The following is a 17,940-nucleotide window of genomic DNA, read 5'->3' as shown; positions in this document are numbered from 1 at the left end:
GGTAAGGCTAGGAAACTGGGCCTTCCTCCGTCTTGTACGTTCCTGCGGAGCGCCGGTACGCCGCCGGTGGCACGCCCACGATGCGCTTGAAGTGCCTGTTCAGGTGGGCCTGGTCGGTGAAGCCCACCTCGGCCGCCACCAGGGCGGGCGGGCTGCCCGTCTCCAGGAGTGAGCGGGCCCGCCGTACCCGCAACGAGGTGAGGTAGGCGTGCGGGGGCAGGCCCGTCGCCGCCTTGAACGCCCGCAGCAGCGGGAACGGCCGCGCGCCCACCGTCGCGGCCAGTTCCTCCAGCGTCGGCGGGTCCACCATGCGCGCGCGCAGCACCTCCAGCGCCGCCTCCACTTCACGCCCGCCCGCGGGCGCGCCGTTCGACGGGGCGTGCGGCGGCGTCGAGTGGCGCGACATCAGCTGCGCGAAGAACGTCCGCATCAGCGTCGAGGCCGCCAGGTCGTCGCCGCGTTCGGCCGCCAGATGCGTGCGCCTCAGCAGTCCCGCCAGCGCCGGATCGTTCACCACCTGCTCGGGAAAGAACGGCCGCGCGTACGGCAGGCCCAGCTCGGCCGTCACCTCCGCCATGGCCTCGGCCGACGGGTACAGCATCCGGTAGGCCCACCCGTCCGGCGTCCCCGCGTGACCGGTGTGCACCGAGTCGGCGTTGACCAGCACGATCTCGCCCGAGCCCGCCCGGTGGGTGGCGCCGCGGTTCTGGAACTCCTCGACGCCGTCGAGGATCAGCCCGATCGCGTACTCGGCGTGGGTGTGGCGGCTGAAGCGGTGGGTGACGTAGCGGGCTTTGAGCAGGTTGACCTCGGGCACCGCCGGGTGCCGCCAGAAGTTCGCCTGCTCCTTCACAACACCCGAAAATACTCCACGAAGGTGTTGAAGTAGTTCACGTGGGCCTCCCAACGGCTGTCGGGAAGCTCCCAGTAGACGGCGTACGGGCGGCCGTCGGCGGCGCGGAAGCCCCGCGTGATGACGTGCACCCGCGTCGTGCCCTTCATCCGCGTGAACTCCCAGTCGGCGGCGGGGCGGCCCAGGTAGGTCAGCCGCCTGATCGCGATCCGTTTGTAGTCGCGGAACTCGTTCCTGCGCAGGATGTCGCCCTCGACGTTCTTCCAGTGCTGGACGGGGTCGCTCCAGACGTCGTCGGTCCACTCGACGATGAGCTGGCCGCCGGGGCCGGGGCCGGTCCAGGAGATGCTGTCGCGGTCCGGGGTCTTGCTGCCCTTCCAGTCCTTGGGCACGGCCAGGGAGAAGGCGCCGGTCTTGCTGGTGACCGTGCGCCAGCCTTTGGGGAGCGTGGGGGACGGTGTGGCGGTCGTCGCGGGGGTGGCGGTGGCGCCGGTGGCGGGTGGTGTCGGGGTGGGCTTGGGCGCGGCGGTGCCGGCCAGCCGGCCCGACAGCAGGAAACCGGCCGTGGCCAGGCCGCCCACGGCGACGAGCGCGGTGGAGGCGGCTATCCAGCGTGGGCGGCGTCTGGTCCGCGACTCGCCCGTGGGGTGGCCGCCGTTGTGGAGGGTGGGTTCGTGGCGGGCGCCGCCGGGTGGCCTGACGTGGCCGTGGGGCGGCGGGGCCGTACCGGATGCAGCGTGGAGCAGTGCGGCGGCCTGGGCGGCGGGGATGCGGGCGGCCGGGTCGCGGCGCAGCAGGCCCTCGATGACCGGCGCGAGCGCGCCCGCGTGCGCCGACGGGGCGGGCGGGTCGCGCAGGACGGCGGCCACCGTGGCCGCCCACGAGTCGCCGCGGAAGGGCGGCCTGCCCTCGACCGCGGTGTACAGGGTCGCGCCCAGCGCCCACAGGTCGGACTCGGGCCCGGCGGGCAGGCCGTTGAGGCGCTCGGGCGGCATGTACGCGGGCGTGCCGACCAGGTTGCCCGTCGCGGTCAGGCCCTGCTCGGCCTCCAGCGTGGCGATGCCGAAGTCGGTCAGCACCACGCGGCCGTCGTCGGCCAGCAGCACGTTCTCCGGCTTCACGTCACGGTGCAGCACGCCCGCGGCGTGCGCGGTGCGCAGCGCGTCCAGCAGCGCCGCGCCGATCGCCGCCACCGTGGCGGGCGGCAGCGGGCCGTCGTCGCCGACGACCTTGGCCAGCGAGCGCGAGCGCACGAGGTTCATGACGATCCAGGGGCGGCCGTCCTCCTCGACCACGTCGTAGACCACGACCACCGACGGGTGCTCCAGCCGCCCGGCGGCCCTCGCCTCCCGGATCGTGCGCCGGTTGAGCTCGCTGCGCTTGGCCTCGCCGACGCCGGAGTAGCGGACCTCCTTGACGGCCACGGGACGGTCGAGCAACTCGTCGTGGGCGCGCCACACCACGCCCATGCCGCCCTCGCCGATCGGCTCGATGAGTCGGTAGCGGTTGCTGACCAGCCGTTCCACGCGGTGCAGCCTACTTGGCGGGTTTGAAGGTGGCGGCGAAGGTGTCGAAGAAGTGCAGGTCCTTCTTCCACCGGCTGGCCAGGTTGTGCCAGTAGATGGAGTAGCCCATCCCGCCTTCGGTGACGAAGCCCCGGTTGCGTACCCGGGTCTCACCGGTGTTGGTGTTCCAGGTGAACTCCCAGTCCGCCGCCGCCACCATGTAGTCGACCTTCTTGATGTGGATCTTCTTGTAGCCGCCGAAGGTGTTCTTGGCCGACTTCTCCTGCCGCTTCCAGTCGCCGACCGGGTCGTCGCCGGCCTTGTCGATCTGGTCGATCGCCACGAAGGCGTTGGATCCGGCGCCGGGGCCGCGGTAGAAGATCTGGCTGCCCTCGCGCTTGAACTCCTTCCAGCCCTTGGGCAGGGCCAGGGAGAAGCCCGACTTGTCCTTGTGCATCTTCCAGCCGTCGGGCAGCACGCCCTCCGCCTTGGACGCCTCCGGGGTGGGGGAGGGGCCGGTCTGCTCCGGCGGGCTCTTCTCGGGGCTGGAGGTCACGGCGGCGCTCTGCTGGGCGCGCCCCGGGTCCTCTTTCTTGTCTCCCTTGTCCAGGGCCGAGTTCAGGCCGAGGTAGCCGCCGATCCCGGCGACCAGGATCACGGCCGCGCCGACCGCGATGAGCGGGCCGTAACGGCGGCGGCCGCCCTCGCCGGAGGGATGGGTGAGCTCGGTCGCGGGGGCGGCCGGGACCAGGTCCCAGGAGTCCGGGTCGTCGGCGTCGGCGGGCGCCTCGGCCGCGAGCGCCGCCCGCTGCCTGGCCGCTTCCCGCTCGCGCTCCCTGGCGGCCTCACGCTCCCTCGCCCTTTCCCGCTCACGGGCCCGTTCGCGTTCCGCCGCCTTCTCGCGCTCGCGGGCCCGCGCCCGTTCGCGCTCCAGCTCCCGCTTGCGGATCTGCTCGCGTTCGCGCTCGGCGGCGGCGCGCTCGCGCTCGGCCGTGCGCGCCTGCTCCACGGCCGCGCTCTCCAGCGCGGAGGTGTCGATCCGCGTCGGCCGGGCGATCTTGGTCCCGGTTTCCGGTACGGCGGCCGCCACGGGCTTGAGGTTGGGGTCGGTGGGCATGTCGTCCACGGCCACCACGGCCTCGGAGTGCGACTGCATGACGATCCGGCGCAGCATGCGCGCCGTCTCCTCGTACGTCAGCCGCTGCACCGGCTCCTTGACCAGCAGTCCGTCGATGATGGGCTTGAGCGGCCCGGCGTTGTGCGAGGCGTCGGGCTCGTCGGTCAGCACCGCGTGCATGGTCGCCAGCGCCATGCCGCGCTCGTGCGGCGACTTGCCCTCCACCGCCGTGTAGAGGGTGGCGCCCAGCGACCACAGGTCGGACTCACGCCGCGCGGGCAGGCCCTTGAGCCGCTCCGGCGCGATGAACGCGGGCGTGCCGGCCAGGCCGGTCATGGTCAGCTGCGTCTCGGTCTCCAGCGTGGCGATGCCGAAGTCGGTCAGCACCACGCGGCCGTCGTCGGCCAGCAGCACGTTCTCGGGCTTGACGTCGCGATGCAGTACGCCCGCCTCGTGGGCCCGGTGCAGCGCGTCGAGGACGGCCACCCCGATCTCGGCCACGCGGGCGGGCTGCAGCGGACCGTCCTGCTTGATCACGGCGCCGAGGGAGCGCGAGGGCACGAGCTGCATGACGATCCAGGGGCGGTCGTCCTCCTCGATCACGTCGTGCACGACGATCACGTTGGGATGCTCGAACCTGGCCGCCGCCCTGGCCTCGCGCATGGTACGCCGGTTGAGCAGCTGGACCTCGTCGCCCAGGGCGGCCGCGTAACGGACCTCCTTGACCGCGACGGTGCGATCGAGCAGTTCGTCATGGGCCCGCCAGACGATCCCCATGCCGCCCCTGCCGATGGGCTCCTGCAGTTGGTAGCGGCCGGCGATGCGGCGACCACGCTGCGTACGATCCGACGTCAACGGCCTCAAACCCTCCTCTAGGCCAAGAAATACTCCCATAGCGGGGGATCAACGGCGACTCACGTAAGAGTCAGTCCGTTCTGCGGGTAGCAAGCTATGGCAGGTAGACGCCAGATGTAATCCTTTCGACATCATTTGTCGCCACACGTTCACCGGGCAGGCGGTCTACGGCATGGGCGGGGGACCGGCACGGTGGGCGCGCCGCCGTGCGGCGGTGATCTTCCAGCCGATCGCGATCCCGGCCGCGAGCAGCGGCAGCAGGAAGAACGCCACCCGCTGGTCGTCGTCGGCGAACGGCATGAGCAGCACCACCAGCGCCAGGAACGCCAGCGTCGCCCAGTTCGTGTACGGCGTGCCCGGCATCCTGAACGGCGAGACGTGCCCGCGCCCGCGCAGCCGGAGCTGGCAGTACACCAGCGTCCCCCAGGTGGTGATCACGCCGAGGGAGGCCACGGCGGTGGCGATGTTGAACGCGCGCTCGGGCACGAAGTAGAACAACGCCACCCCGGCCAGGAAGACGGCGGCCGTCATCAGGATGCCCCCGATGGGCACGTGCCGCCCGCTGAGCCGCGCGGCGAAGGCGGGCGCCTCGCCCTTGGTCGCCATCGAGCGCAGGATGCGGCCCGTGGAGTAGAGGCCGGAGTTGCACGACGACATGGCGGCGGTGATCACGATCAGGTTCATGGCGTCGGCCGCCCACGGCACGCCGAGGCTGGCGAAGAACGTGACGAACGGCGAGTTGTCCGCGTTGTAGGCGGTCCAGGGCAGCACCATCGCCAGCAGGATGACCGAGCCGACGTAGAAGACGGCGATGCGCCAGATGACGCCGTTGATGGCCTTGGGCATGACCTGGCGGGGGTTGGCGGTCTCCCCGGCGGTGATGCCGACCAGTTCGATGGAGGCGTAGGCGAAGACCACGGCCTGCAGGCTCATCAGCACGACGCCGAAGCCGTTGGGGAAGAAGCCGCCGTGCGCGACGAGGTTGGCCGGGGTGGCCGCGCCCACGGAGAACAGCACCGCGCAGAGCCCGACCACGAGGAAGGTGATGATCGCCAGCACCTTCAGCAGCGCGAACCAGAACTCCAGCTCGCCGAAGAGCCGCACCGACAGCAGGTTGACCACCAGCACCAGGCCCAGGGCGAGCAGCGCGGTGGCCCAGGTGGGAAAGTGGGGCGCCCAGCGGTGGACGTAGGTGGCGATCGCCGTCAGCTCGGCGATGCCGGTGAAGGCCCAGTTGATCCAGTACATCCAGCCGCTGGCGAAGGCGGCCCACGGGCCCACGAACTCGTTGGCGTAGTCGACGAACGAACCGGACGTGGGCCGGTAGAGCACCAGCTCGCCCAGCGCCCGCATGACGAAGAAGGCCGCCAGGCCGGCGGCGGCGTAGGACAGCACCAGCGCGGGCCCGGCCGCGGCCAGCCTGCCGCCCGCGCCCAGGAACAGGCCGACCCCGATCGCGCCGCCGATCGCGATCATCTGGACGTGCCGGTTGCCCAGCGCGTGGGTGTAGCCTTCGTCCGTCTGCACTGTGTGAACCCTCCGTCGCACTCCGTCATGGCGACGATATCCACGCGGGTGTCCGCGACCAGAGGGGCGCGCCGTCGTGCGGCTCTCGCGGCCGCCCCCGAAACTGTCGGTGCCGGCTACTAGAGTCGGGGCGCACGCCACGTCCGTCCCGGGAGGCGCCGCTCCATGTCGTCCAGCGACTCGTTCGTCCATCTGCACGTGCACACCGAATACTCCATGCTCGACGGGGCCGCGCGGCTCAAGCAGATGTTCGGACAGGTCGGCGAGCTGGGCATGCCCGCGATCGCCATCACCGATCACGGCAACCTGCACGGCGCCTACGACTTCTACCGGCAGGCCACGGCGGCCGGCGTGAAGCCGATCATCGGCATCGAGGCCTACGTCGCCCCCGAGATGCGGCAGAACAAGCGGCCCGTGCTGTGGGGCGAGCCCCACCAGCGGAAGGACGACGTCTCCGCGGGCGGCTACTACACCCACATGACGATCTGGGCGCGCGACAGGACCGGCCTGCACAACCTGATGCGGCTGTCCTCACGCGCCTACACCGAGGGCTTCCACCGCAAGTGGGCCCGCATGGACGCCGAGATCCTGGCCGAGCACGCCGGCGGCCTCATGGCCACGACCGGCTGCCCGTCCGGCGAGGTGCAGACCAGGCTCAGGCTCGGGCAGTACGACGAGGCCGTGCGGGCGGCGGCGAAGTACCAGGAGATCTTCGGCAGGGAGCACTACTTCCTGGAGATCATGGACCACGGACTGGAGATCGAGCGCCGCGTCCGCGACGGCCTCGCCAGGATCGGCCAGGAGCTGAACATCCCGCCGCTGGTGACCAACGACTCCCACTACACCTACGAGTCCGACGCCGCCTCCCACGACGCCCTGCTGTGCGTCCAGACCGGCAAGCAGCTGTCCGACCCCGACCGCTTCCGCTTCGACGGCTCCGGCTACTCCATCAAGTCCGCCGACGAGATGCGCGCGATCGACTCCTCCGAGCTGTGGGCGCAGGGCTGCCGCAACACGCTGCTGGTGGCCGAGAAGGTCGACGCGAGCGGGTTCTTCGAGCACAAGAACCTCATGCCGAGCTTCCCGGTGCCCGGCGGCACGACGGAGGAGGAGTTCTTCCGCCAGACGGTCTGGGAGGGCATGCGCCGCCGCTACCCGCGGGGCTGGGACGACGAGCGCACCCGGCGGGCCGAGTACGAGATGGGCGTCATCCTCCAGATGGGCTTCCCGTCCTACTTCCTCGTGGTCGCCGACTTCATCATGTGGGCCAAGGGCAACGGCATCGCGGTCGGCCCCGGTCGCGGCTCGGCCGCCGGGTCGCTGGTGGCGTACGCGATGGGCATCACCGACCTCGACCCCATCCCGCACGCGCTGCTGTTCGAGCGGTTCCTCAACCCCGAGCGCGTCTCCATGCCCGACGTCGACATCGACTTCGACGAGCGCAGGCGCGCCGACGTGATCCGCTACGTGACCGAGAAGTGGGGCGCCGACAAGGTCGCCATGATCGCCACCTTCGGCACCATCAAGGCGAAGGCCGCGATCAAGGACGCGGGCCGCGTCCTGGGCTACCCCTACGCGCTGGGCGACCGGGTCACCAAGGCCTTCCCGCCCGCCGTCATGGGCAAGGACATCCCGCTGTCGGGCATCTTCGACAAGGACCACCCGCGCTACCCCGAGGCCGGCGAGCTGCGCAGGCTCTACGACGAGGACGCCGACGTCAAGGCGACGATGGACCTCGGCAAGGGCCTGGAGGGGCTGATCCGGCAGACCGGCGTGCACGCCGCCGGCGTCATCATGTCCTCGGAGGTCCTGACCGACTACGTCCCGATCATGCGCCGCGACTCCGACGGCGTGATCATCACGCAGTTCGACTACCCGACCTGCGAGGCGCTCGGGCTGCTGAAGATGGACTTCCTGGGCCTGCGCAACCTGACGATCATCGACGACTGCCTCAAGGCCGTCGAGTCGGCCACCGGCGAGACGATCGACCTGCTCGGCCTGCCGCTCGACGACGTCAGGACGTACGAGCTGCTGGCGCGCGGCGACACCCTCGGCATCTTCCAGCTCGACGGCGGCGGCATGCGCTCGCTGCTGCGCCTGATGCGCCCCGACAGCTTCGAGGACATCTCCGCCGCCCTCGCGCTCTACCGCCCCGGCCCGATGGGCGCCAACTCCCACACCAACTACGCGCTGCGCAAGAACGGCCAGCAGGAGATCTCCCCGATCCACGAGGCGCTCGAAGAGCCCCTGCGCGACATCCTCGACACGACCCACGGCCTGATCGTCTATCAGGAGCAGGTCATGGCCATCGCGCAGAAGGTCGCCGGCTACTCGCTCGGCGGCGCCGACCTGCTGCGGCGCGCGATGGGCAAGAAGAAGAAGTCCGAGCTGGACAAGCAGTACGAGTTCTTCGAAAAGGGCATGAAGGACAACGGTTACCCGGCCGCCGCCATCAAGGCCCTGTGGGACATCCTGCTGCCCTTCTCCGACTACGCCTTCAACAAGGCCCACACCGCCGGCTACGGCCTGGTCTCCTACTGGACCGCCTATCTCAAGGCCAACTACCCGGCCGCGTACATGGCCGCCCTGCTCACCTCGGTCAAGGACGACAAGGACAAGTCGGCGCTTTACCTCAACGAGTGCCGCCGCATGGGCATCAAGGTCTTCCCGCCGGACGTCAACGACTCCGACTTCGACTTCACCCCGCGCGGCACCGACATCCGCTTCGGCCTGTCGGCGATCCGCAACGTCGGCGGCAACGTCGTCGACGGCATCATCGGCGCGCGCCGGCAGAAGGGGCGTTTCGCCGACTTCAAGGAGTTCCTGCGCAAGGTCCCGGCGGTCGTCTGCAACAAGCGCGTCATCGAGTCGCTGATCAAGGCGGGCTCCTTCGACTCACTCGGCCACGTCCGCAGGGGCCTGGTCATGGTGCACGAGCCGGCCGTCGACGCGATCATCGACCTCAAGAAGAACGAGGCCATCGGCCAGGACTCCCTGTTCGGCGCCGTCGAGGGCGGCGAGGACCAGACCTTCGACGTGCAGATCCCGGTGGGGGAGTGGGACAAGAACACCCTGCTGCAGTTCGAGCGGGAGATGCTGGGCCTGTACGTCTCCGACCACCCGCTGTTCGGCATGGAGCACATCCTGGCCTCCGGCGCCGACTGCTCGATCGCGGCCCTGCAGGACGAGAGCCGCGCCGACGGCCAGATCGTCACCGTGGGCGGCATCCTGTCGGGCGTGCAGCGCAAGGTCACCAAGAAGGGCGACACCTGGGTCCTCACCCAGCTGGAGGACCTCGAAGGCGCCATCGAGGTCATGATCTTCCCGTCGGCGTACCTGCTGTGCTCGACGATCCTGGCCGAGGACGCGATCGTCTTCGTCAAGGGCCGCATCGACAAGCGCGAGGACGTCGCGAAGATCATCGCGATGGAGGTGACCGCGCCCGACCTGACCCGGGAGGCGGGCGGGCCGCTGACGGTCAGCCTGCCGCTCGGCCGCTGCACGCCGCCGGTCGTCGCCCGGCTGAAGGAGATCCTGGCCGCCCATCCCGGTACCTCCGAGGTGCGCCTGCAGGTGCACCACGGGCCGAGGACGACGGTCCTGCGGGTCGAGGACCGGTTGCGGGTCGCGCCGTCGCCGTCGCTGGTGGGCGATCTCAAGGAATTGCTCGGCCCGGCGTGCATCGGAGGTTAAGAAACCTTCCTAACTAACTTGACACGCTCGTTGCCGCTTGCCACGATCACCGGTAAGCGGCTCGGCGCGGCCCCGCCAGGGGTGACGCGCTCAGCGAGGAAACCACCCGCTGTCCCGGCTGCTCAACGGATCATGCCCAGATCTCGCCCCCCAGGAGATTCGCCATGTCCAGAGCACGCTGGTCTCTGCTCTCCGTCCTCGTCCTGATGGCCGGGTTGTTAACCCCGGCCACCGCCACCGCCACCGCCGTCGTCGAAACCCTGCTGTCGCAGGGCAAGCCCGCCTCGTCCTCCTCCAAGGAGGGCAGCTCCTACAGCTCGGGCAAGGCCGTCGACGGCAACTTCACCTCCACCCGCTGGGCCTCCCTGGAAGGCAGCGATCCCCAGTGGATCCGCGTCGACCTGGGCAGCGTCCAGCAGATCTCGCGGGTCAAGTTGTTCTGGGAGGTCGCCTACGGCAAGGCGTACCAGATCCAGGTCTCGCCCGACGCCTCCACCTGGAGCACCGTCTACTCCACGACCTCGGGTGACGGCGGTCTCGACGACCTGACCCTCACCGCCTCCGGCCGTTATGTGCGCATGTACGGCACCGCCCGCGGCACCTCCTACGGCTACTCGCTGTGGGAGATGCAGGTGTTCGGCGGCACCCCCGGCCCCGGCGGCCCCTCCTTCACCGTCGCCGCCGCCGGCGACATCGCCGAACAGTGCACCTCCGGCTCCTCCTGCATCCACCCCAAGACCGCCGCCCTGGTCGAGTCCATGAACCCCGAGTTCGTGATCACCATGGGCGACAACCAGTACGACGACGCGCTGCTGTCGGACTTCCGGAACTACTACGACAAGACGTGGGGCCGGTTCAAGTCCAAGACGCGCCCCTCGCCGGGCAACCACGAGACCTACGACCCGGCGGGCCCGCTGGCCGGCTACAAGTCGTACTTCGGGTCCATCGCCTATCCGCAGGGCAAGCCGTACTACAGCTATGACCGCGGCGAATGGCACTTCATCGCCCTCGACTCCAACTCCTTCGACAGCCAGACCCAGCTCGACTGGCTCAGCGCCGACCTGGCCGCCAACACCAAGCGGTGCGTCGCCGCCTACTGGCACCACCCGTTGTTCAGCTCCGGTTCGCACGGCAACGACCCGGTCAGCCGTCCGGTCTGGCAGCGTCTGTACGCCGCCGGAGCCGAGCTCGTCCTCAACGGGCACGACCACCACTACGAGCGATTCGGTCCCCAGAGCCCGACCGCGCAGGCCGACCCCAACGGCATCGTCGAGATCCTCGGCGGGATGGGCGGGGCCTCGCCGTACAACATCGAGAACGTCCAGCCGAACAGCCAGAAGCGGCTCACCAACACCTTCGGCGTCGTGAAGCTGAACTTCACCGACACCACGTTCGCCTGGCAGCTCATCGGCGTCGACGGTTCGGTCAAGGACACCAGCCCGACCTACAACTGCCACTAGATGTACGTGTCGATCCGCGGCACCATGCTCACCCGCGCCGTGCCCGCCAACGTGGTGGCGCTCGGCGCGGTGAGCCTGGTGACCGACATCTCCTCAGAAATGATCACAGCGGTGCTTCCGCTGTACCTCGTGGGGACGCTCGGGCTCAGCCTCGTGCAGTTCGGCGTCCTCGACGGCCTCTACTTCGGCATCACCGCCGCCGTACGCCTGGCCGGCGGCCACGCCGCCGACCGCTGGCGCCGCCGCAAGCTGGTGGCGGGCGCGGGCTACGCCCTGTCCGCCGCCGCCAAGGTGGGACTGCTGGCGGCCGGCGCCTCCGTGGCGGCGCTCGGCGCGGCCATCGCCGCCGACCGCACCGGCAAGGGCCTGCGCACCGCGCCCCGGGACGCGCTGATCACGTTGAGCGCGCCGCCGGAGGGGCTCGGCTCCGCCTTCGGCGTCCACCGCGCGATGGACACCGCCGGCGCCTTCCTCGGCCCGCTGGCCGCCTTCGGCGTACTGGCGGCGACCGGCGGCGCGCACGACGCCGTGTTCGTGACCAGCTTCTGCGTCGCGATGCTCGGGGTCGTCCTGCTCGCCGCCCTGGTCCGCGACCGCCGCGGCCCCCTGGCTCCCCGGCCATCGCTGCGGGCGGCGGTGCTGCGCGACCGCGCGTTCCTGCGGGTCTGCGCGGCCGCGTGCCTGCTCGGGCTGGTCACGGTGAGCGACGCGTTCATCTACCTCATGCTGCAGCGGCGGCTGGGATTCGCTCCGGAACTGTTCCCCTTGCTGCCGTTGGGGACGGCCGGGGTCTATCTGCTGCTGGCCGTCCCGTTCGGCCGCCTATCCGACCGGTACGGCAGGGCCTTCGTGTTCCTGGGCGGGCACCTGGCGTTGCTGGGGGCGTACCTGGTGCTGATGGGACCGGGCTGGCTCGTGCCCGTCCTCGTGCTGCACGGGGCGTTCTACGCGGCGACGGACGGGGTGCTGATGGCCCTGGCCGGCCCGATGCTCCCCGAAACCCTGCGAACCAGCGGCCTCGCGGTCCTCCAGACGGGCCAGGCGGCGGCGCGGATGGTCTCATCGATCGGGTTCGGCGTGTTGTGGACCGGATTGGGCGCGGGGCAGGGGCTGCTGGTGATGGCAGCCGGACTCGTCATATCCATCATCGTCGCCTGGAGAGTCCTATGACCCCCAACCACCCCCCACCCCCCACCCCTCGCACCTCCACCCCTCCGGCCTCGACCTCTCCGGCCTCGACCTCTCCGGCCTCGACCTCTCCGGCCTCGACCTCTCCGGCCTCCACCGCATCGGCCTCGGCCCCTCCCACCTCCTCTGCATCAGCCTCCTCCGCATCGGCCTCCGCCCCATCCGCCTCCACCCCATCAGCCTCCTCCGCATCGGCCTCGGCCCTTCCCGCCTCCGCCCCATCCGCCTCCACCTCTCCCGCCTCCACCCCTCCGGCCTCCGCCCCATCCGCCTCCGCCCCATCCGCCTCCACCCCTCCCGCCTCTGGGCCTTCCGCCCTCGCTTCTCGCACCTCCGTGCCTCCCACCTCCGCCCCCTCCTTCCCCGGCGCTTCCGCGTCTTCTGCCTCCACCCCTCCGGCCTCCGACCCGATAGCGACCTCTAACCTCGCCTCTAGCCCGGCAACCACCCCCGGCTCGGCAACCGCCTCTAGCTCGGCAACCGCCTCTAGCCCGGGAACCACCCCTGGCTCGGGGACAGCCTCGGGCCCGGCAGGTTCTGGTGAGCCGGTGGTTGCGCGGGGCGAGGGTGGGGCTGCTGAGGTGGGTCTTGGTGGGCGGGTGGGGGCGGACGCCTACCAGGTGGTTGGTAGGGAGGAGGTGGCTACCGACCAGGTGGTAGGGGGTTCTGGGAGGCGAGGTGGGGGTCGGCGGGTGGGGGCGGTTGTTCTGGCGGTTGTGGTGCTGGCCGGGGTGGCTGTGGGGTATGCGAGCTGGGCGGCGGCGAAGAAGGAGGGGCCGGCGGCTTCGGCTGTGGATCCGGGGAGGGCGGGGCAGCTCGTGGTTCGGAGTTCGGGGCGGGTGGCGGCGGTGCCGATGGGCGATCCCACGGCAACGCCGGCCGTAAGCGCCACCAAGTGTGATCGGAACTACACGGCCGCCGGTACGACCATCTGCCTGGTCACTCGGCCTGGTGCGCCGCCTACCACGGACGCGATCATTCTTGACCGGTCGATGCGTGAGGTCCGCAAGGTACGGCTGGCCGGAATTCCCAGCCGGGCCCGGATCTCGGCCAGCGGGCGGATGGCGTCGTGGACGATGTTCGTGACCGGTGACTCCTACAACAGCGGCGGCTTCTCCACCTGGAGCGGCATCCTGGACATCAAGACCGGCTACGTGATCATCAACATCGAGGATATCCCGCTACGGATCGACGGCCGCCGCTACTACTCCGCCGACGTCAACTACTGGGGCATCACCTTCGCCGCCGACGACTCCCGCTTCTACGCCACGCTGTCAACGAAGGGCAAGACGTACCTGGTGGAGGGGGACTTCACGAACTGGCGCGCACGTACGCTGCGCGAGAACGCCGAATGCCCGTCCCTCTCCCCGGACGGCACCACCCTGGTCTACAAGAAACGCGTCAAACCTGGCCCGTGGCGCCTGCACGCCCTCGACCTCGCCACCGGCCGCGAAACGCCGCTGGCCGAGACCGCCTCCATCGACGACCAGGTCGCGTGGCTGGACGAGCGCACCGTGATGTACGCCAAGGGCAAGGACATCTGGTCCGTCCCCGCCAACGGCACCGGCACCCCCCGCCTCCTCACCCCCAACGCCTCCTCCCCCTCCGCCATCCACTAACCACCCCCGCCCTCGCCCCGTCTCTCTCTGCGGCCTGGACAGCGGAGGGTGGCGGTGCGGGCATCAGGCTGCGCGTGGCCGGGGGTGGCGCGGACGTGGAGTGCGGCCTTGCGGGGCCACGGGTGTGCGGGGGAGAGGCGCGGGCCGAGAGCCGGGCTGGGTCGGTGACGGGCCGGGGCGGGGTGGGGCGGGGTGCCTCGGGTAGCCATGAGGTTCTGTCGTGCTGCGCCTGCCCGCGCATGCCGTCGTGCTGCGGCCTGGACAGCGGAGGTGGCGGTGCGGGCATCAGGCTGCGCGTGGCCGGGGGTGGCGCGGACGTGGAGTGCGGCCTTGCGGGGCCACGGGCGTGCGGGGGAGAGGCGCGGGCCGAGCGCCGGGCGGGGTGGCGCGGACGTGGAGTGCGGCCTTGCGAGGCGTGGGCGGGGAGTGCGTCAGACGTGGGGTTGGATTCCGGGTGCGGGGTGCGGGGTGCGGGGTGCGGGGTGCGGGGTGCGGGGTGCGGGGTGCGGGGTGCGGGGTGCGGGGTGTCTGGGGGTGGGGTGTCTTACAGGTGGGCGCGTAAAGCGGTGGTTAACGTAATTTCCGTACGTATACCGATATCGATACGGATATCCCGTCAAGCTGTCCAGTCTTAGTGTCAAGCCGCCACACCCCCCATCCTCCACGCCGGCCCGCCCACACCGGCGGGCCAGCGTGGACGGAACCCTGAAAGGACTGGCGAGTGAGACGCAGATCCGTCCTCGCGGCAGTCGCCGGGCTGGCCGTCACGGCCGCCATGGTGATCAATCCGGCCGCCGCTGCGGCGCCCCCCGGCGTCAACCCCCAAAAGAGCCTGACCGCCTCAGACCCGAAGAGCCTCGCCGCCACCGCGGCCGATCGGGCCGTTGCCAGCGGGCTGGACGAATTACGCAAGGGACCTGATGAGACGTACTGGCGCCGGGCGGTCACGCCTGGCGCCAGTGGCATGTTCTACGTGTCCTACGACCGCACCTACAGGGGCCTGCCGGTGGTCGGCGGCGACGCTGTCGTCGTGACCGACTCGCAGGGCCGGGTGCGTGACACCACCGCGGCCTCCGGCCCCGCGCCGGCCGATCTCGCGGTGCGGCCCGTGGTCAGCGCCGAGCGCGCGATCCGGGTGTCGAAGAGCCGCCTGTCGCGGGTGGACGTCACCGGTACGCCCCGCCTGGTCGTGCTGGCCTGGGGCGAGCGGCCGACGCTGGCCTGGGAGACCGTGGTGGAGGGCGTCGCCGCCCGTAAGCCGAGCAAGCAGCACGTCTTCGTGGACGCCCGCACCGGCAAGGTGGCCGACCATTACGACGAGGTCAAGGCCGGCACCGGCAACGGCTACTACTACCCGAACGTGACCATCGACACGAGCCAGTCCGGCGGCACCTACCGGATGGTCGACACCTCCCGTCCCGGCATCCAGTGCGGCGGTCAGAACGGCCAGCCGTACACCGGACCGGACGACGTCTGGGGCAACGGCTCCGGCACGAACCTGGAGACCGCCTGCGTGGACGCCCTCTACGGCGCCCAGCGCGAGTGGGACATGCTGCGTGACTGGCTCGGCCGCAACGGCATCGACGGCGCCGGCCGCGGCTTCCCGGCGCGTGTCGGCCTGGCCGACGTCAACGCGTACTGGAACGGCAGCTACACCAACTTCGGCCGCTCCCAGGACAACCAGCGCCAGGTCACCCCGATCGACGTGGTCGGCCACGAGTACGGCCACGCCATCTTCCAGACCACGCCCGGCGGCGCCGGTTCCGGCAACGAGAACGGCGGCATCAACGAGGGCACCGGCGACATCTTCGGCGCTCTGACCGAGCACTACGCCAACCACCCGAACGACCCGCCGGACTACGAGGTGGGTGAAGAGGTGAACCTGGTGGGCGACGGCCCGATCAGGTACATGTTCGACCCGTCGCGCGTCGGCGACCCGAACTGCTGGTCCACCGCGATCCCGAACACCGAGGTGCACGCGGCGGCCGGTCCGCTGAACCACTGGTTCTACCTGCTGGCCGAGGGCAACGCGCCCGGCGGCGGCAAGCCGAACAGCCCGATCTGCTCCGGCGGGCCGAGCTCGGTGACCGGCATCGGCATCCAGAAGGCCGGCAAGATCTTCATGGGCGCCCTGGCCCGCAAGACCTCGTCCTGGCGTTACGCCGGCGTCCGTTCGGCCTCGCTGGCCGCGGTGGTGGAGCTGTACGGCGCCAACAGCGTCGAGTGCGCCACGACGAAGGCGGCGTGGAACGCGGTGAGCGTGCCGGTGCAGACCGGCGAGCCGACCTGCCAGCAGCCCGGCCAGGACTTCTCCATCTCCACCAACCCGGCGACGGGGACGGTGCAGCCGGGTCAGACGGCCACGACGACGGTCGGCACCCAGACCACGTCGGGTGCCGCGCAGACGGTCAACCTGACCGCCTCCGGCGTGCCCGCCGGCGCCAACGCCAGCTTCAGCCCGGCGTCGGTGACCAGCGGCAACAACAGCACGCTGACGATCACGACCAGCTCGACGACGCCGCAGGGCGCCCACACCATCACGGTGACGGGCACCGGCCAGACCGCCACGCACACGGCCACCTACCGGCTGACCGTGGGCACCACGACGGTGGATCCGCCGGACATCAGCCTGACGAACGTCAAGGCGCACATCTCGCAGTTCCAGACGATCGCCACCAACAACGGCGGCAACCGCAGGTCGACCGGCGCCGGCTACACCGCCTCGGTCTCCTACGTGGAGCAGAAGCTCCAGGCCGCCGGCTTCGAGGTACGCCGCGTGGCGTGCGGTTCGACCTGTACCTCCGGGGCGGGCCCGAACCTGATCGCCGACTGGCCGGGCGGCGACGCCAACCAGGTCATCATGGCCGGCGCGCACCTCGACGGCGTCTCGGCGGGACCGGGCATCAACGACAACGCCTCCGGCTCGTCGGCGTTGCTGGAGGTCGCGCTGACGCTGGCGGCGACGCGGCCGAACATGCTCAAGCACGTCAGGTTCGGCTGGTGGAGCGACGAGGAGCAGGGTCTCAACGGCTCAGAGGGCTACGTGGCCACGCTGAACCAGACCGAGCGCAACAAGATCCAGGTCTACCACAACTACGACATGGTGGGCTCGCCCAACGGCGGCTACTTCATCAACAACATCAACACCACCGCCGCGCAGCACCTGAAGGCGTTCTACGACCGGCTGAACCTGCAGCCTGAGGAGAACACCGAGGGCGCCAACCGCTCCGACGACGCCACCTTCCGCAACGCGGGCATCGCGACGTCGGGTGTGGCCGCGGGCGCCAGCTACACCAAGACCCAGGCGCAGGCGGCCAAGTGGGGCGGCACGGCCGGACAGGCCTACGACCGCTGCTACCACGCGGCGTGCGACACCTCCGCCAACATCAACGACACGGTCCTCGACCGCGCCTCCGACGCGGTGGCGTGGGCCATCTGGAAGCACGCGGTGGGCACGGACAACCCGAACCCGCGCGACTTCTCGATCGCGGCCAACCCGTCGTCCGGCACCGTTCTGGCCGGCAATGCGGCGACGACCACGATCAACACGCAGACGACGGCCGGCACCGCGCAGACGGTCAACCTGACCGCCTCGGGCCTGCCCGCCGGCGCCAACGCCACCTTCAACCCCGCCTCGGTCACCTCCGGAGCCAGCTCCACGCTGACGATCACCACCAGCGCGTCGACCCCGACGGGCAACCACTCGGTGACGATCACCGGCACCGGTGAGACCGCGACCCGCACCACGGTGTTCACGCTGAACGTGACGGGCGACACGGGCGGCCGCACGTTCCGCAACGACACCGACTACCAGATCCGCGACTTCACCTACATCCAGAGCCCGATCACCTCCACGGCGACGGGCACGGCGCAGTCCCCGGTGACGGTCACGGCCACCAGCAACCACACCTGCCTGGAGGACCTGGACATCTGGCTGCAAGGCCCCAACGGGGCGTGGCGCCAGATCAGGGCCGCCGGCGGCACCTCCTGCTCGGCCTTCGGCACCCGGACCTGGTCCGTGCCGGTGACCCAGCAGGCGAGCGGCCGGTGGGTGCTGTACATCGAGGACGTCTACGCCCAGGACCAGGGCGTTCTCGACTGGTGGAGCATCAAGGTCTGATGA

At 70.5% G+C, this 17,940-nt stretch carries 10 protein-coding genes; 5 read left to right on the top strand and 5 right to left on the bottom strand.

The features are described 5' to 3' along the window. Positions 1-7 precede the first annotated feature (7 nt). The 4 genes from ACFWY5_RS06590 to ACFWY5_RS06575 form a co-directional block, all read right to left on the bottom strand. On the bottom strand, positions 8-853 hold the full coding sequence (locus ACFWY5_RS06590) for an AraC family ligand binding domain-containing protein (protein ID WP_379630730.1): 846 nt from the start codon (positions 851-853) through the stop codon (positions 8-10). Continuing rightward, complete coding sequence (locus tag ACFWY5_RS06585; RefSeq protein ID WP_379630729.1) at positions 850-2,379, bottom strand: serine/threonine-protein kinase; 1,530 nt, start codon at positions 2,377-2,379, stop codon at positions 850-852. Before ACFWY5_RS06585 ends, ACFWY5_RS06590 begins: the two co-directional genes overlap by 4 nt. Before the next feature lie 10 nt (positions 2,380-2,389). Beyond that, positions 2,390-4,330 (bottom strand): serine/threonine-protein kinase, encoded by a 1,941-nt coding sequence (locus ACFWY5_RS06580; RefSeq protein WP_379630728.1) that lies wholly within the window; start codon positions 4,328-4,330, stop codon positions 2,390-2,392. Between the two features lie 165 nt (positions 4,331-4,495). Beyond that, positions 4,496-5,857, bottom strand: coding sequence for an amino acid permease (locus ACFWY5_RS06575; RefSeq protein ID WP_379618497.1), 1,362 nt, complete (start codon positions 5,855-5,857; stop codon positions 4,496-4,498). Between the two features lie 165 nt (positions 5,858-6,022). Here ACFWY5_RS06575 and dnaE point away from each other — a divergent pair, with 165 nt between their 5' ends. The 3 genes from dnaE to ACFWY5_RS06560 all read left to right on the top strand — a co-directional run bounded on the left by dnaE (position 6,023) and on the right by ACFWY5_RS06560 (position 12,180). After that, positions 6,023-9,550 carry a DNA polymerase III subunit alpha gene (dnaE, locus tag ACFWY5_RS06570; protein WP_379630727.1) on the top strand — a complete coding sequence of 1,176 codons (3,528 nt, stop codon included), beginning with the start codon at positions 6,023-6,025 and terminating at the stop codon, positions 9,548-9,550. Between the two features lie 164 nt (positions 9,551-9,714). Then, positions 9,715-11,010 carry a discoidin domain-containing protein gene (locus tag ACFWY5_RS06565; protein ID WP_379630726.1) on the top strand — a complete coding sequence of 432 codons (1,296 nt, stop codon included), beginning with the start codon at positions 9,715-9,717 and terminating at the stop codon, positions 11,008-11,010. After that, positions 11,011-12,180: an MFS transporter gene (locus ACFWY5_RS06560; protein WP_379618491.1), complete on the top strand. Its 1,170-nt coding sequence runs from the start codon at positions 11,011-11,013 to the stop codon at positions 12,178-12,180. On the opposite strand, the gene ACFWY5_RS06555 is transcribed toward ACFWY5_RS06560, so the two are convergent. Further along, positions 12,155-12,700 carry a hypothetical protein gene (locus tag ACFWY5_RS06555; protein WP_379630725.1) on the bottom strand — a complete coding sequence of 182 codons (546 nt, stop codon included), beginning with the start codon at positions 12,698-12,700 and terminating at the stop codon, positions 12,155-12,157. The two genes, ACFWY5_RS06560 and ACFWY5_RS06555, sit on opposite strands and share 26 nt — an antisense overlap. A 490-nt stretch (positions 12,701-13,190) precedes the next feature. Here ACFWY5_RS06555 and ACFWY5_RS06550 point away from each other — a divergent pair, with 490 nt between their 5' ends. Continuing rightward, complete coding sequence (locus ACFWY5_RS06550) at positions 13,191-13,817, top strand: TolB family protein (RefSeq protein ID WP_379630724.1); 627 nt, start codon at positions 13,191-13,193, stop codon at positions 13,815-13,817. A gap of 721 nt (positions 13,818-14,538) precedes the next feature. Then, on the top strand, positions 14,539-17,937 hold the full coding sequence (locus ACFWY5_RS06545; protein WP_379630723.1) for a M28 family peptidase: 3,399 nt from the start codon (positions 14,539-14,541) through the stop codon (positions 17,935-17,937). Positions 17,938-17,940: the final 3 nt, after the last annotated feature.

This window comes from Nonomuraea sp. NPDC059007 (assembly GCF_042740555.1).
Classification (GTDB): Bacteria; Actinomycetota; Actinomycetes; order Streptosporangiales; family Streptosporangiaceae; genus Nonomuraea.
The sequence above is the reverse complement of the archived record's forward strand: the minus strand, read 5'-3'. Positions and strand labels throughout refer to the sequence as shown.

Excerpts from the sequence above, each read along its gene's own strand:
- dnaE (WP_379630727.1), top strand. The coding sequence starts at position 6,023 with ATGTCGTCCAGCGACTCGTTCGTCCATCTGCACGTGCACACCGAATAC.
- ACFWY5_RS06565 (WP_379630726.1), top strand. The coding sequence starts at position 9,715 with ATGTCCAGAGCACGCTGGTCTCTGCTCTCCGTCCTCGTCCTGATGGCC.
- ACFWY5_RS06560 (WP_379618491.1), top strand. The coding sequence starts at position 11,011 with ATGTACGTGTCGATCCGCGGCACCATGCTCACCCGCGCCGTGCCCGCC.
- ACFWY5_RS06550 (WP_379630724.1), top strand. The coding sequence starts at position 13,191 with ATGCGTGAGGTCCGCAAGGTACGGCTGGCCGGAATTCCCAGCCGGGCC.